We start from the raw sequence: 16,161 nt of genomic DNA on the forward strand, positions 1-16,161 counted from the left end.
CGTCCTATGGTGACTCTCCTTCATCTTACCCCCGCAGATTATCAAATTTCTACTTGGTCCGGTGGCCAAACCACCCAACTCTTTCTCTCCCCAGAGGGAGGAAGCTATCCAGATCGGACATTTGACTTCCGCCTCTCCACTGCAACGGTAGAGGTTGAAAAAAGTAACTTTACCGATCTCACTGGCTACTACCGAATCTTGATGCCCTTGAATGCCTCCATTAGGCTCACCCATCACCATAAAGAAGTGGTTTTGAACCCCTTTCAAAGCTACTTCTTTGATGGGGGAGATCCTGTATCTAGCCAAGGGACTTGTCAAGACTTTAATTTGATTTACAAACCTTCTTATCAGGGGCATATGAGTGCTATATCCCCAAAAGAGAGTGTCAAAAGTCAGAGTCGCTATCAATTGATCTACGCTCTCTGTCCACTAACACTCGAATGGGGAAACAATCATTCTCAAACTCTCCAAACTCACGAGCTCCTGGTGATCGAACAAGCATCTCCTCTTCAAGAGATGACAATCACGTTTTTACCCCATCAGTCTGGGGAGCAACCGATTGCTATCTGGACTGGACTACAATAATGTTCACAAAGGAGAAACATTATGAACGGAGCACATAAACAGTCGATTGAGGAACAAGAAAAAGCGAAATTCAGCTTTAGCGGTGCCACTCTTTACGGTATCAACGCCGTAATCGGATCTGGTATCTTCCTCCTCCCTCAAAAAATTTATTCTGGCCTCGGACCAGCTTCTCTAGCTGTCATGTTCGGGGTTGCCATTCTCGTCATGCTACTATCAGCCTGTCTGGCTGAAACAGCTGGCTACTTCGACAAAAACGGTGGAGCTATGCAATACTCAAAAGCCGCTTTCGGAGACTTCGTTGGCTTTAACGTTGGGATTCTCGGTTGGGCCGTTACTGTTATCGCTTGGGCTGCCATGTTAGCCGGATTTGCTAAGATCTTCATCATCACCTTCCCAGCATTTGAAGGCTACAACCTTCCGATCAGTATCGGTATGCTGATTCTCTTGAGTCTGATGAACATTGCCGGTCTGAAAACCTCTAAGATGTTTACTCTGACAGCTACTGTTGCAAAATTAATTCCAATTGTCCTCTTCTCACTCTTTGCCATCTTCTTCATTTCCGGTGGCGTGAGCAAGGGCAACTTCACACCTTTCCTTCAATTGGAAAGTGGAACAAACCTCTTCAGTTCTATTTCTAGTACAGCCGTCTACATCTTCTACGGTTTCATCGGATTTGAAACCATGTCTATCGTTGCAGGGGAAATGCGCAACCCTGAAAAGAACGTTCCCCGCGCTATTCTAGGTTCTATCAGTATTGTATCTGTTCTCTACATGTTGATCATCGCAGGAACAATCGCCATGCTTGGTGGTCGCATTATGCAAACTGGTGCACCAGTACAAGACGCATTTGTCGAAATGATTGGCCCTATCGGAGCTCCCCTTGTTTCTTACGGAGCCCTCATTTCAATCGCCGGTCTAAACATCGGTGAATCCATCATGGTCCCTCGTTTCGGTGCCGCATTAGCAACTGAAAAACTCTTACCAGAGGGTCTTGGAAAAACAAACTCTAAGAATGCTCCTGTCATTGCCATTATCATTTCTGGTATCTTCGCTTTCTTACTCTTGTTATCTGGCTCTTTTGAATCCTTAGCAACCTTTAGTGTTGTCTTCCGTTTCTTCCAATACATTCCAACAGCTTTGGCAGCCATCAAACTCAGAAAAATGTACCCAGACAAAAAGGTTACCTTCCGAGTACCATTTGGTCCCGTTATCCCAGTTCTAGCCGTTGTGGTCAGTATCTTGATGATTGCAGGGGACAACATGATGAACTTTGTTTGGGGTGCCATCGGTCTAGTGATCGCAAGTGGACTCTACTTTGTTTTCCACGGCGATAAACTACATAAATCGAAAGCCCTTCCTCACTAATTTTCTTTACACACTAGATGGGAACAGAGACGGGAGCGAAGCTCGGTTTTGCTCCCTAACCCATCTAGGACTCCACGAATGTCAAACCTGAGCCCTTTTCTCTATGACTCTTTTCAATTCTTTAGATCAATAGACAATGGGCCCATGTTTGGTATTCAAACCGAAGTAAACAACACTACTTCCACAGAACAACTATTCATAATCGGAGGTTTTATATGACTCAATTGATTCATTTAGATGGTAATAGCTTAACACTCGAAGAAGTCATCGCTGTAGCTCGGCACGGTGCCCAATGTGAGCTTGATGAACAAGCCAAAGAAGCCGTTATCGCATCCCGTAAAATCGTTGATGACATTGTCCGGGAAAAACGAGTCGTCTATGGTGTAACCACTGGCTTTGGTTCCCTCTGTAATGTCAGCATCTCTCCAGAAGATACTGTTCAACTGCAAGAAAACCTGATTCGAACTCACTCATCTGGCTTCGGTGATCCACTTCCTGAAGATGCCGTTCGTGCCATCATGCTGATCCGTATTAACTCACTATTGAAAGGTTATTCTGGCATTCGTCTGTCAACCGTTGAAAAACTGTTAGAATTGCTCAACAAAGGAGTCACTCCTTATATCCCTGAAAAAGGCTCTCTCGGAGCTTCTGGAGACCTTGCTCCTCTTTCTCATATGGTTTTACCAATGTTGGGTCTTGGACGTGCCTATTACAAAGGAGAACTTCTCAGTGGTCAAGAAGCCCTAGATCGTGCTGGAATTGAAAAGATCCAATTGGCTGCCAAAGAAGGGCTTGCCTTGATCAACGGTACAACCGTCCTAACGGGTATCGGTGCTCTTGCGACTTATGATGGTATCCAATTGCTCAAACTCTCTGATATCGCTGGTGCTCTCTCAATGGAAGTTCACAATGGAATTACCAGTCCATTCGAAGAAGACCTTCATACCATCCGCCCACAAAGTGGACAATTGGCAACTGCTCGCAACATCCGTAACCTTCTTGAAGGAAGCAAGAATACCACTGTTGCGACTCAACAACGGGTCCAAGATCCTTATACACTTCGCTGTATCCCTCAAATTCATGGGGCCAGCAAGGATTCTATTGCTTACGTAAAAGAAAAAGTTGAAATCGAAATCAACTCTGTCACAGATAACCCAATCATTACCAAAGAAGGACACGTCATCTCAGGAGGTAACTTCCACGGTGAACCAATGGCGCAACCATTTGACTTCTTAGGCATTGCCCTTTCTGAAATTGGGAATGTATCCGAACGTCGGGTGGAACGCTTGGTCAACAGCCAACTCAGTAAATTACCATCCTTCTTGGTCAAACACCCTGGACTCAACTCAGGCTTCATGATTACCCAGTATGCTTGTGCATCCCTTGCATCGGAAAATAAAATTTTGGCTCACCCTGCTAGTGTCGATTCTATTCCATCTTGTGAAAACCAAGAAGATTTCGTCAGTATGGGAACGACTGCCGCTCGTAAAGCAGCAGAAATTCTTAAAAACTCACGTCGCATCGTTGCTACTGAAATCATGGCAGCCTGCCAAGCCTTAGATCTCAAACCAGAAAATCATGAACTTGGTAAAGGGACAAAACCAGCTTATGAGCTGATTCGTCAAAAACTGAACTTCATTGAATTTGACAAAGATATCGAAATCTTTGAAGAACTCAATAAAGCTTCTGCTGTTGTCGAAAGCGAAGAATTCTTAGCAACCATCGAAAAAGCAGTTGACTTAAGCATTCAATACTGATACAGTAAGAATAAAGCAAAACAGAGGCTGGCGATCTTCTCAGCCTCTGCCTGCTTTCAGAAAAATAAGGGAGGCGACAAGCTTGCTCACAAACTACTATCCAATGACCTACAGCTACTACCAAGGTAGCATCGAGGACAATCCCTACACGGCCAAATGGGGAATGGTCACCAAATTTTTAGACCTAAACGACGAGACCCTCACTCCATTTGAGGGTATGACCTTTGGGATCATCGGCTTTAAGAGCGACAAAGGAGTCTATATCAATAATGGGCGTGTAGGAGCAGTCGAGGGGCCTACAGCCATCCGTTCTCAAATCGCTAAACTTCCATGGCACTGGGGAACCAATGTGACAGTGTATGATGTGGGAAATATTGACGGGCCCAACCATTCACTAGAAGAACTCCAAGAAAGTCTCTCACAAGCGATCCAGCGCATGTACCAATTAGGGATCCAACCTATTGTCCTAGGAGGCGGTCACGGAACTGCGTACGGCCACTATCTAGGGATTCAATCCAGTTTAGAAAAAGATGAACAACTGGCTGTGATCAATCTGGATGCCCACTTTGATTTGCGGCCATACGACCAAACCGGTCCCAATTCTGGAACAGGATTTCGTCAAATGGCTGATCATGCTAAAGAAAAAGGTCAGGACTTCCCTTACCTCATCCTTGGGATCCAAGAGCACAATAACAACCTCTTCCTCTTTAATTATGTCGCTAAAACACCAAGCATTGATTTCTTAACAGGGCAAGACCTCTTCCAGATGAGCCACCAAGCCATTCTGGATCGAATCGATCAATTTTTAGAAAACCAAACCGCGATCTATCTGTCTATTGATATGGATTGCTTTGCGGTCGGCTCTGCTCCTGGTGTTAGCGCCATCCAATCATTGGGTGTCGATCCCAAACTGGCCCTTCTGCTTCTCCAACACATTGCTGCTAGTGGTAAGCTAATCGGATTTGATGTCGTGGAAGTTTCTCCTCCTCATGACATTGACAACCATACTTCAAACCTTGCTGCGACCTTTATCTTTTACTTGACCCAAATATTGGCGCAACAAAAACTGAACTAAGAAGATTTCTACACACATAAAAAGCATAGAAACACCCATTGCTTGGGTATTTCTATGCTTTTTTCATTTTCGCCTGAAAGGAGGCATGGCCTCTTAGCCTTCTCTTATGATTTAGATAAGAGACACTACAGGTCTTTTAATTTCTTAAGAAACTGACGATCTCTGTATGGATTCAAGTGTTGCTCTGCCACCTTTTTGTAGTAATTTTTATCTTCTTTTAAGAAGGTGCTCAGGGCAGGAGCGAGCTCTATTCCTTTCTCCTTTTGATCAGATAAGTAAGCTAATAGATAATGAACCATCCCCTTATCCCGTGAATTGGCAGATTGTTTCATCGTCCTTTCTTTTCGAGCCAGATAAGCCGCAACCTTCTCCTGATCCCCTTGCTGGCAAGCAATTAAAGATTGGTAAAATTCGAGCAACTCTTCCTTCCAAGGGAAGCGAACACTGGACAAAATCTTCTGAGCTTTGTCAAAACAACGGCGAGCTTGGATCAAATCTCCCTTCCAATAATAGGCGATCCCAAGATCAATATCAAAGACGACACGGACGGAATCAACAGCCTGATCTCCCACCAAACGCAGAACCTCTTCTAAGTGGGTGACAGCTACTTGGAAATGGCCTCTCACTTGCTCGATTTCAGCGAGGTAGGCCAAAGAAGCCGCAATTTGAATGGCATACTTGGCCTGCATGCTATTGGTCAAACTAAAGCAATCAATGGAGCGATACAGATGCCGGGTCGCCTGCTCCTCATCCCCAACCATCAGGTGATACAAGCCCTTCAAACGCAACTGAATCGCGATGACCTCATGATTATTAGCTTGGATGGCATCTTCCAAAGCTAAATCTGTATAATAGGCCATCTCAGAGATATTTTCCGTTTGAATGCAATAATAAATGATTTGCCGATAACCCTCTAAGAGGAAGTCTGACTGTTTGAGTTCCCGCGCATAGGAGATGACTTTTTGGATATCATGAATCCCCTTTTGATACTCCCCACTTCGAATAAAATAGCGACCTTCTAGGTACAAGTAACGCAGTTGTAAATGCTTGTATTCTCTATCTCTTTGGTGCCTTGAAAAGAGGTTATCTAATTCTTGGCGAATGCGGGATAGCTCTCCAAAAATGTCCAAATGGCTATTTGTACCATCTGATAGGAACCCCTCATCTACCTTGGAATAAATCGGAAACAGCTCATGCTCCAGCTGAAGGATTTCTTCTAAGTAGGTCAACTCAAAAGATATGGAGCGCAGGAGATTTTGGGATTGCTTGTATTGGTAGGCAATTTCCTTATAAAGAAGAAGGTCCGTCGAATCTTCTAAAGTTTCTTCCAATTTTTGCGCAATTTGTTGGTGGAAGAGCCGCCGTCTAGCTGGCGAAAGAAGATGGTAACAATACATGGCCACCAATTGCTTGCAGAATTGAACCATGAGAGCCTCTCCTTCTTCTACGATTGAGACGATCGCTCTTTCAGATAAAGGCTCGATTAATTCTGTCAAAACAGGAAGCTCTGTAGCCGTCAATTCCGCCAAGATAGACAGAGAAATTGGCTTATGAAAACAAGATAGGTAGTGTAGAAGAGCCTCTTCCTCGCTGCTCATATCCCCAAGCTCCTGAGAAAGATAAGCTTGAATGATATCAGGCAAGGGTTCTAAATTTTCATTTTCTTTCCACTCTTCGATATAGCTGGATAGTAAGAAGGGACTGCCTTCACTCCATTCGACCATCTTCTCCATCATTGCCGGCTCTATTGCTCCCAGTTCCCCTTTCAAGAGAGCACGACTTTCACTTGGATCAAAATTGGTCAACTCTAGTTGAGACAGCCGTTTCTCTACCTTCAAGCTCCCCAAGAAGTTGACGAAGGAAGCTGGCAGAGGCTCTTCAGCTGTAAAAATTAGTTGCCATTTCTCCTGGTTTCTTCTCTCCTCTAGTTGTTTCACTTTTTCTAGAGACACTGCATCGATCCACTGGGCGTTTTCAAGCAGGATCAGGAGGGGTTTTTCTTTGCTAAGTCCCTGAAGCTGATTCCATACCGAAATGAGATCATCCTCCTCTTCCAGAAATGAAATCCCCATCTCATCCCCCAGTTTCTCTAGCGCTTGTCTGAGATCATTCCAGCTGCTTCCTTCGTAGCGCTGACTAGTAGCTCTTCCTTCAACCTTGATAAAATTAAAACTGCGATTGGACATCAAGACCAACTGCCGTAAGAGACGTTTCTTACCTGTTCCAGATTGCCCCATCACGAGAAAAGGACCAACCGCTTCACCCGTCTCGACTAAGGAAAGGTATTCCTCGAGTTGCGAGAGTTCTTGTTTCCGACCAAAGAAAGAAAGTTCACGAATATTCAAGCGATTGGTCAGTTTATGAGTTCGTTTGGCTTCCAAAACCGAGTGATAAAGTTCCTCAATTGCTCGACTGGGACGCACACTGAGCTCGCGATCCAATAAATCGACTAGCTTATAATAGGTTTCAAAAAATTTTCCTAGCTGATGATGGAAGCTATAATACTCCATCAAGAGTTGGTAGTTCTTTTCTTCAAATTCATCCAACTCTACCAAATGATGGAGCAAGAGTTCTATACTAGAGTCTCCGAAACCGACCTTTTCAATTTTTTGATAGCAGCTTTCGACATAGAGCTTCCTATAAGCATCTCGTTTGCGAGAAGCCCACTGATCAAAGTCTTCATCATCCTTGACATAGAAGCCCTCTAAAAAGTCTCCCCGATAAAGATCCAAGGCACTTAGTGGATCTCTTTCAAAGAGTTTGACATCCAAAGAAAGGCTCAAATCAGGATTAAGGGCCAAACTGCTCCGACTTGGAGAGACAATGATATCTCCTTCAAAGATTTTATTGGCTTGGTAAACCGTATTCCGTAAGTTTTTGCGAGCTACTTGGTTTTCCTTATCTCCCCAAAGGATACCGGCTATTTCATCGCGGTTGACCTGGCCCATGACCGCTAAATAATAAAGCAAGGCCTCCATCTTCGAAAAAGAAAACCGAATAGTTTTCTGATTGAAAACAACCTTAGGGGGTCCAAATAACTTTAACGTGAGATCTTTCTTCATTGCAAGCGCCTCCAAAAACTTCATATTAATACTATAAAAAAAAAGTTGGCTTTTAGCAAGTAATTTATCCAAATAAAAAGAGACTGAGAACGATTCTTTCTCAATCTCTACACTTCCTACTAAAAGTGTTGATTAATTCACTTCAAAATTCGGTTGATGAGCAAATAAATCCTTTGTCGCTTGGTAGACGTGGTAAGCGACATCTTCATTGTTCATGGTGTAAAGATGGACACCTGCCACATCTTGAGTAACCAAATCAACGATTTGATCGACTGCATAAGCCAAGCCAGCTGCGCGAAGAGACTTTGGATCATGCTCATACTTGTCCAGAATGGCTTTAAACTTCCGTGGGATATGAACATTTTCACAAGTCTTAAGGAGACGAAGGGCCTGATTGCGATTGAGAATCGGCATCACTCCTGCATGAATAGGAACATTGATCCCAGCCAAGGTACACTTATCTTGAAAATCATAGAAACGCTCATTATCAAAGAAAAGTTGAGTGACCAAGCTAGAGCACCCTGCATCTACCTTCTTTTTAAGATTTTGAATATCTGAAATTTGGTTGGGAGAATCCGGATGTCCCTCAGGATAGCAGGCACCAATTACCTCAAAATGGGGCGCTTCTGTTTTGATAAATTCAATCAGATCCGTTGCATAACGAAAGTCTTTTAAAGGTTCCACACCCGGGATAATATCCCCACGCAGAGCCAAAATCCGATGAACCCCTACTTCATCTAACTCATGAAGAGTATCAGCTACTTTTTCCTTGCTCAAATAGACGGCTGGTAAGTGAGCAATCGTCGGAATAGACAATTCATTTTGAATGTAATTGGCTAAAGCAACCGTCGTCTCTTTGATATTGTATTTATTATTGCTAGCGGTCACACTAATAAAGTGAGGAGCTAGCTCCTGCATATTTGCCAAGGCACGTAAGAGTTTGGCATTGCCTACTTCAGGATTTGGAGGAAAAACTTCAAATGACAGAGACGGTGTGTGTTGTGACATATTCTATCCTTTTCTTTTGTTTCTTTGATCAAGAACTCTGAGCCACTATTTCTAGGATAAGGGAACGATTCGAAAACCCTCTACACGATGATAGAAGGTCCTCGAAACATTTCTTACAAGTGTTCACGCGCTTCTTTAGCAGCATTAACCAGCTTGATCAAGCTTTCTTTTGTTTCTTTAATTCCGCGAGTCTTCAAACCACAGTCAGGGTTGATCCAAACTTTGCCACTTGGTACTTTAGCCAAGATTGCTTCGATAGTGTGATCAATTTCACCGTCTTGTGGGACACGTGGTGAGTGGATATCGTAAACCCCAGGTCCAACTTCTGTTTGGAAGTTTTTCGCTTTCAACTCATCCAAGATTTCAAGGTTTGAACGGCTTGCCTCAAATGAGATAACGTCTGCATCCAAGTTGTCGATAGCTGGGATGATATCTGTAAATTCTGAGTAACACATGTGAGTGTGGATTTGGGTGTCTGGTGCGACAGTTGAGTGTACCAAACGGAAGGCTGGAATCGCCCAATCAAGATAGTCTTCGTACCAGTCGCTACGACGAAGTGGCAATTTTTCACGAAGAGCAGCTTCGTCGATTTGGATGATTTTCACGCCTGCAGCTTCAAGGTCAAGAACTTCATCCTTGATAGCAAGAGCGATTTGAAGAGTAGAATCCTTGATAGAGATATCTTCGCGTGGGAATGACCAGTTAAGGATGGTAACAGGTCCAGTCAACATCCCTTTAACCGGTTTGTCTGTGCGGCTTTGTGCGTAGCTAGACCATTTCACAGTGATTGGGTTAAGACGAGTCACATCACCCCAGATGATTGGTGGTTTAACCCCACGCATACCGTATGATTGTACCCAACCGTTTTTAGAGAAGAGGTAACCAGACAAGTTTTGACCGAAGTACTCAACCATGTCGTTACGCTCGAATTCACCGTGTACAAGTACGTCAAATCCAACTTCTTCTTGCCATTTGATCCATTCGTCAATCGTTTCAGCAAGAAAGGCATCGTATTCTTCTTGTGTCAATTCACCCTTACGGAAGGCCAAACGTTTGGCACGTACTTCCTTGGTTTGAGGGAATGAACCGATGGTAGTTGTTGGAAGTGCTGGAAGCTTGAAGGCTTCTTTTTGGATTTCTTCCCGTTCTGCGAAAGCTGGCAAACGAGTGTAGTCTGCTTCTGTCAAGGCTGCGATACGAGCATGAAGTTCAGCATTTGCTCCAACGCGTTCTGTTGCAAAGAGTTCTTTGTTGGCAGCAAGAGCTTCTGCCCCTTGACCATTGCGGATGGCATCCAAGTCACGCAATTCACCCAATTTTTCAACTGCAAAGGCGAAGTGGTTCAAAATAGCTGGTTCAAAATCTTCGTTAGCCGTTGTAAACGGCACATGAAGAAGGGAGCAAGAAGTTGTCAAGACAACTTTTTCAGCTGGAACTTGATCCAAGATTTCCAAGCTCTTTTCATAGTTGTTGCGCCAGATGTTTTTCCCATTCACAATACCAGCATAAAGGGTCTTATCAGCTGGGAAGCCACCTTTCACCAATTCAAGTGTTTTCTTGCCTTCAACAAAGTCAAGACCAATACCATCAACTGGCAAGTTCACAAGGTCATTGTAGACATCACGAACATCACCAAAGTAGGTTTGGATCAAGACTTCAAGGCCTTTCTTATCAGCCAAGAGTTTGTTGTAGAGGTCCAAGAAGAGAGCTTTTTCTTCAGCTGACAAATCTTTAACAAGAGCTGGCTCATCGAGTTGAATACGAGTCGCACCAAGCTCAGCCAATTTGGCAAAAACTTCTTGATAAGCAGCAACCAAGCTGTCTACGAAGTCCTCAGCTTTCACACCATCTTCAAAGTCAGATAATTGAAGGAAAGTGAATGGTCCAACCACTACTGGACGAGTGTTGATCCCCAATTCTTTGGCTTCTTGGTACTCATCAAAAATCTTGTGACCAGCCAATTTCACTTCTGTCGCTTTTTCAAATTTAGGAACGATGTAATGGTAGTTGGTGTTAAACCATTTTTTCATTGGAAGGGCACGGACATCCCCTTTTTCACCTTGGTAACCACGCGCCAAAGCGAAGTATTGTTCAAGGTCTGTCAAATCCAAGTTTTGAACAGATGCAGGCACGACGTTGAAAAGGAAGGCCGCATCAAGGAAATTGTCGTAGTGTGAGAAGTCATTTGAAGGAATCTCTGAGATGCCTTGTTCTTTAACAATGTTCCAGTGTTTTGCGCGCAAGTCTTTAGCAGCTACCAAGAGCTCGTCTGCTGAGATTTCTTTTCTAAAGTATTTTTCAGTTGTAAATTTTAATTCACGGAATTCACCCAAACGTGGGAAACCGATAATTGTAGTTGACATGTTGTGTCCTCCAAAAATTCTAATTGACACTATCATATCAGAAGATAGCCGTCTTGTATAATTGCTTTTACACGAATTTTGATATAGCCAAAAACTATAACACAGATTTAATGGGCCTTGAGAGCAGAAATCAAAAGCAAAAACTAGGACTTCTTATAAATATTTCCTATAGCCCAAGCGTCCCTGAACCATTTTTGAGCGGATTTCGCTAGAAGGACAGCCTCTAAAAAGCAAAGCAGGCCTTCTCTATTGAGAAAGACCTGTGCAAGCATAAACAAACTGCTTCTGTTTACAAATCTAAGAAATTCTATAAAAATGTATTCGTTAGAATGATTCTATCATCTACTGAAACTTTCCGCCGTGAGAAAAGTGCTAGAAACACTAGTTTCTAGCACTCGGGAGTTTTGAGAGTAAAACAGTTTGGGAAACTGTTTTAGCCTGAGCCCAGAAATTAAAGAGCGAAGGGGCTCAATACGAATTGAACACGGGCTGCGGATTGTGTCAAAAAGATAAGTTCTCCTAGAATCTAAAGATTCTTCGTCAAACTTCCTATTTTGCCTTTATCCGCAGTCTCCCTTTGTATCTTGATTTAGTCTTGGAACTTCGTAGAAGTTCGCTGACGTCCGTCCTCACCTAAGGAAAGTTTTTTAGATGACTTCGTCCTCATTCTGACAGTCCTTCTCAACTGAGAAAGACCTGCTTCTACGAGGAAGTAATTTCCTCTATTTTTCTTACTTTTATTAGGCTAATTTGACACAGAAGGCATCCCAAGGGGCTAACTTGCCTGATTCGAGGACTTGTTCTACCTTGGTATTGGCAATAAGAACCTCTTCAACCCCATTAACGATCGGCAACTCTTGCTCTTGACTGGAGAGATTGACAACCACCAAATAGGCTTGCTCTCCTTCTACACGCTTGTAGGCAAAAACCTTGTCTGCTGCGTCCACCAATTCATAATCAGCAGTCACAAGCCAAGGATACTCTTTTCTCAAAGCAATGAGGGCTTGGTAGGTATAGAAAATAGAGTCTGGATCTGCTAGGGCAGCCTCCACATTGATCTCTTTGTAGTTTGGGTTGACCGCAAGCCATGGACGACCTGTCGTAAAGCCAGCTTCTGCTTCATCATTCCACTGCATCGGTGTCCGGGCATTGTCCCGACCAATATGGCGGATTTGATCCATGATCACTTCGAGAGGAACCCCTTTTTCTAAGGCTTCATGAGCATAGTTGATCGACTCAATATCTTCTACGTCCTCAAGGCTCTTAAATGGAAAATTGGTCATCCCGATTTCTTCCCCTTGATAGATATAAGGAGTTCCCTTCATCAAGTGAAGCAGAATCGCTAAAGCCTTGGCAGATTTGACACGGTAGTCGCCATCATCCCCCCAAGTTGACACAATCCGTGGCAAATCGTGGTTGTTCCAAAAGAGGGAATTCCAGCCTTCCTCTTCTCCTAATTCCGTCTGCCACTTGGTGAAAATTTCCTTCAATTTAGGCACATCCAATTCCTTAGCGTAGTGCCACTTTGGTTGACCCGGTTGGTATTGAAGGCCTATGTGTTCAAATTGGAAAACCATGGACAATTCTTGATTTTTTGGATTGGAGTATTGCTTGGCAATCTCTGGAGTTGCTCCCCAAGTTTCTCCCACTGTGAGCAGATCCTTATCGCCAAAGGTCGCTTGATTCATTTCCTTCAAGTAAGGATGGAGCATGGGACCATTGCTGATGATTTCCTGATCTGGGATCTTACCGATCATATCGATCACATCCATACGGAAGCCACCAATTCCCTTGTCAATCCAGAAATTCATCATGTCATAGATCTGATGACGGAGCTCCTCATTTTCCCAGTTAAGGTCTGGTTGCTTCTTACTAAAGTTATGCAGGTAGTATTGACCAGAAGCTTCATCGAACTCCCAAGCAGAGCCACTAAAAGCAGAAATAATGCCATTGGGCTCATCGCGCCAAATATAGAAATCCCGCTTTGGACTGTCTGGATTTTCACGCGCCTCGATAAACCAAGCATGCTCATCAGAGGTATGGTTGACCACCAAGTCCATGATGATTTTGATCTTGCGTTTCTGACCTTCTGCGATCAATTCTTCCATATCTTCCATGGTACCAAAGATGGAGGCAATATCCTCGTAATCCGAGATGTCATAGCCGTTATCATCCATGGGACTCTTGTAGACTGGTGAGAGCCAGATGGCTGTAATCCCTAGCTTTTCCAGATAGTCTAGCTTGCTCGTGATCCCCTTGAGATCCCCTATGCCATCGCCATTACTATCCTTGAAACTTTTTGGATAAACTTGGTAAATTACGGCGTTATGCCACCATTTTTGTTCCATTTTTTCTTCTCCTTTATGATTGTGAAATCATTTTCATCATACAAAAATAGGGGTGAAATTGCAAGAGTTTACAAGTCTTCTCCCTCTTCACTGGAATAAATCACTTCAAAGAGACGTTGGCGCAAGCCTTCCTCCAAAGGTGTGATGACCTTCATCAACTGTTTCCAATCCTTCGCTCTTGAACAAGCCGCAAATAATTCATTTTTCCTATCGTAGGCCAGGTTGGCAGATTTCAAGAGTTCAAACATCCGATCTTCTTTTGCAGTAGGACGCGATTGCAGCTCACCCATCGCAATTTCTTGACTTTGATTGTCTACTAAGATAGGGGCTGTCTCTAAGGTATGGAGGAAGAACCGGTGCTGTCTCTTTTCAGGAAGCAAGGCTAGATCACCTGACAGATCCATCCTAATCTTTTTTTCATCCCAATCGACTGTTAGGCGGGTTTCAACCTTGCTAGCTCCTTCTCCTTCGACGAGTACGAAGGAACGATTGTCACCTGGGAAGAGATGCCAGTCCAGCATTTCTGGAAGGTCTACTCCTGTCTGTGGTTGTGCATCCATAGGGATGATGGCTCCTGCACGTGCAAAGACCGGAATATCCTGGCTGGTCCTAAAGACCGTAAGCTTGCCTCTTCCTTCATACTTCCAATCATGGAAGAAATCGTACCAAACGCCGTCTGGGAACCAAACGCTCACAGAAGCACTATGAAAGACAGGATCCAGCGCTTCGGTAATTGGTGCCACCATGAGTTCACTACCAAAGAAATATTGATTCTTCGCTTCATAAGCCTCTTCTTCATTTGGATAGTGGTAATAGAGGGGTTGAACCAAAGGTAGCCCTTCTTCGTGTGTCGCCACATTCATGGTGTAGAGATAAGGTAGTAGGCCATGGCGCAGGCGCAAATACTGCTTCATCAAGCGACAGGTCTCAGGCGAGTAAAACCACGGTTCCTTGCTGTTAAAGGCATTACAAGAACTATGGAGACGATTAATCGGGCTAAAGACCCCAAACTGCAACCATCGAAGAGCCAAGTCTTCATCATAGTAGCCCCGCATATGGCCACCGATATCATGACTCCACCAGGTGTAGCCGATATTGGAAGCTGTGCTAGTAAAATAGGGTTGAAAGGCTAGGGATTCCCAAGTCACAATAGTGTCCCCTGAAAAACCAATCGGATACCGATGGCTACCAGGACCCCCATAACGCGATAAGATGAGACCAGCTTGGCCTTTTCGACAATTGTCTAGATAATGATAGTGATTTAACAACCAAAGGGGATCCATCTTGCCATGACTACCTTGCTGCCAATCAATCCACCAAAAGTCCACTCCTTGATCTTCCAAAGGATGGTGGACATCTTCAAAATAAGCTTCGCGAAAGGCCGGACTATAAAAGTCAAAGCTAGCCGCTTCTTCTTTTTCCGCATCCAGTCCCAAGCGTTTTGCGACCATGGGATAAGCATCTTCGAAGGCGCGAATTCCATCTGCCGGATGGACATTTAAGGTCACCTTTAAACCACGCTCATGCAGGCCATTTAAGAAAGCAGCTGGATCAGGAATCAAATCCCGGTTCCAACTATAGCCAGTCCAACCACTTCCAAAGCGAGCTGGAATCGCCGTCTTGTGCCAATCCATATCGATCACACTGACTGCTAGAGGCACCCCTTCTGCTTTGAAACGATCCATCAAATCTGTGTACTCCTGACTGGTATAAGGCCAATAGCGGCTCCACCAGTTTCCCAGAGCATAACGTGGCAAGAGGGGTGGCTGTCCTGTCAGATGGTAAAAATCTTTCAAGGCACCTAGATAATCGCGCCCATAACCGAAGAAATACAAATCCACTTCTGGATAGGGCCGTGCTCTAAACCCGCTTTCGTCATCATACAAGTAGGAAGCGGAATCGTCTAAAAGAGCATAACCGGCCTTGCTCAAGATCCCATCTTGCAACTCCATAGCCCCATCGACCTCGTCAAGCGTCCGACTGGTCCCCTTTAAGGTCTCCGGCTGATCTCCATAATGCCACCGGCTCCCATAGACTGCATACTGACCCTTGAGTTCGATAAAAAGCCGATCCGGTGCAAAAGGTCCTTTTTCAAAATGGAGGTGGAGATGCTCTGTATGAAGGTCGAGAACAGCTTCTGTCTCTACAACCTCACAGGCAACAGGTCCAAAATCTCGATTTTGTACAACTTGCGTCTGACCATCTTCAAAAACACCATCCTCTGAGTATTCCAAGCGCACCAAGGATTCCGTTAATACGGAGATCCGATAGTTTTCTCCCTTTATCACTGGTCCTGCCATTTGTCTGTCCTCCTCTTTTTATAGGGCATCTGACTAGCCCTCTTTTCATCTGGTTCGCCTCACTAGGTAAGCGCTTACGATTTTACTATAGCACTCAAAAAAAGGCCTGTCAACACTTGACAGAGCCTTTCCTAAAATTTTATAAGATCAACTTCCCCAATTGATCAAGAGATACATGAGACTCGAGCCAAACATATCTGCCAAGGCAAGCATGAGGAAAAATGGCAAGAGATTCTTGACGTCCTTGAGGACGGACGTTAGGTCAAATTATCCAGTGGATGATTTCAGCAATCCAGGA

General features: G+C 44.1%; 9 protein-coding genes and 1 pseudogene. 4 read left to right on the plus strand and 6 right to left on the minus strand.

Features of this window, described 5'->3' with window-relative positions:
- The first annotated feature begins 6 nt into the window (after positions 1-6).
- From HMPREF3002_RS05890 to hutG, 4 genes are all read left to right on the plus strand, one after another.
- On the plus strand, positions 7-585 hold the full coding sequence (locus HMPREF3002_RS05890) for a HutD/Ves family protein (RefSeq protein ID WP_070665553.1): 579 nt from the start codon (positions 7-9) through the stop codon (positions 583-585).
- A 21-nt stretch (positions 586-606) separates the two neighbouring features.
- Positions 607-1,950: an APC family permease gene (locus HMPREF3002_RS05895; RefSeq protein ID WP_070665554.1), complete on the plus strand. Its 1,344-nt coding sequence runs from the start codon at positions 607-609 to the stop codon at positions 1,948-1,950.
- A gap of 215 nt (positions 1,951-2,165) precedes the next feature.
- Positions 2,166-3,707 carry a histidine ammonia-lyase gene (gene hutH, locus HMPREF3002_RS05900; protein WP_070595442.1) on the plus strand — a complete coding sequence of 514 codons (1,542 nt, stop codon included), beginning with the start codon at positions 2,166-2,168 and terminating at the stop codon, positions 3,705-3,707.
- 82 nt (positions 3,708-3,789) lie between these two features.
- Entirely contained in the window at positions 3,790-4,782 is a 993-nt protein-coding gene (gene hutG / locus HMPREF3002_RS05905) for a formimidoylglutamase (protein WP_024054987.1), read from the plus strand.
- Between the two features lie 125 nt (positions 4,783-4,907).
- Here hutG and HMPREF3002_RS05910 read toward each other — a convergent pair whose 3' ends face one another.
- The 6 genes and pseudogenes from HMPREF3002_RS05910 to HMPREF3002_RS11325 all read right to left on the minus strand — a co-directional run.
- Positions 4,908-7,844: an ATP-binding protein gene (locus HMPREF3002_RS05910; protein ID WP_070665555.1), complete on the minus strand. Its 2,937-nt coding sequence runs from the start codon at positions 7,842-7,844 to the stop codon at positions 4,908-4,910.
- Between the two features lie 132 nt (positions 7,845-7,976).
- Entirely contained in the window at positions 7,977-8,852 is an 876-nt protein-coding gene (gene metF / locus HMPREF3002_RS05915; RefSeq protein WP_049486236.1) for a methylenetetrahydrofolate reductase [NAD(P)H], read from the minus strand.
- Positions 8,853-8,965: 113 nt separating this feature from the next.
- Positions 8,966-11,215 (minus strand): 5-methyltetrahydropteroyltriglutamate--homocysteine S-methyltransferase, encoded by a 2,250-nt coding sequence (gene metE / locus HMPREF3002_RS05920; RefSeq protein ID WP_070665557.1) that lies wholly within the window; start codon positions 11,213-11,215, stop codon positions 8,966-8,968.
- 740 nt (positions 11,216-11,955) lie between these two features.
- On the minus strand, positions 11,956-13,563 hold the full coding sequence (locus HMPREF3002_RS05925; protein ID WP_023919043.1) for an alpha-glucosidase: 1,608 nt from the start codon (positions 13,561-13,563) through the stop codon (positions 11,956-11,958).
- A 68-nt stretch (positions 13,564-13,631) separates the two neighbouring features.
- Entirely contained in the window at positions 13,632-15,863 is a 2,232-nt protein-coding gene (locus HMPREF3002_RS05930; protein WP_070665558.1) for a glycoside hydrolase family 31 protein, read from the minus strand.
- Between the two features lie 147 nt (positions 15,864-16,010).
- A pseudogene (locus tag HMPREF3002_RS11325) lies at positions 16,011-16,103 on the minus strand (CPBP family intramembrane glutamate endopeptidase); the annotation flags it as partial.
- Positions 16,104-16,161: the final 58 nt, after the last annotated feature.

Source organism: Streptococcus sp. HMSC065E03 (assembly GCF_001815045.1).
In the GTDB taxonomy this organism is placed as follows: domain Bacteria; phylum Bacillota; class Bacilli; order Lactobacillales; family Streptococcaceae; genus Streptococcus; species Streptococcus parasanguinis_AD.

What these genes read in the sequence shown, in the direction of transcription:
- hutH (WP_070595442.1), top strand. Translation starts at nt 2,166, where the DNA reads ATGACTCAATTGATTCATTTAGATGGTAATAGCTTAACACTCGAAGAA.
- metE (WP_070665557.1), bottom strand. Translation starts at nt 11,215, where the DNA reads ATGTCAACTACAATTATCGGTTTCCCACGTTTGGGTGAATTCCGTGAA.
- HMPREF3002_RS05890 (WP_070665553.1), top strand. Translation starts at nt 7, where the DNA reads ATGGTGACTCTCCTTCATCTTACCCCCGCAGATTATCAAATTTCTACT.
- HMPREF3002_RS05925 (WP_023919043.1), bottom strand. Translation starts at nt 13,563, where the DNA reads ATGGAACAAAAATGGTGGCATAACGCCGTAATTTACCAAGTTTATCCA.
- HMPREF3002_RS05910 (WP_070665555.1), bottom strand. Translation starts at nt 7,844, where the DNA reads ATGAAGAAAGATCTCACGTTAAAGTTATTTGGACCCCCTAAGGTTGTT.
- metF (WP_049486236.1), bottom strand. Translation starts at nt 8,852, where the DNA reads ATGTCACAACACACACCGTCTCTGTCATTTGAAGTTTTTCCTCCAAAT.
- HMPREF3002_RS05930 (WP_070665558.1), bottom strand. Translation starts at nt 15,863, where the DNA reads ATGGCAGGACCAGTGATAAAGGGAGAAAACTATCGGATCTCCGTATTA.
- HMPREF3002_RS05895 (WP_070665554.1), top strand. Translation starts at nt 607, where the DNA reads ATGAACGGAGCACATAAACAGTCGATTGAGGAACAAGAAAAAGCGAAA.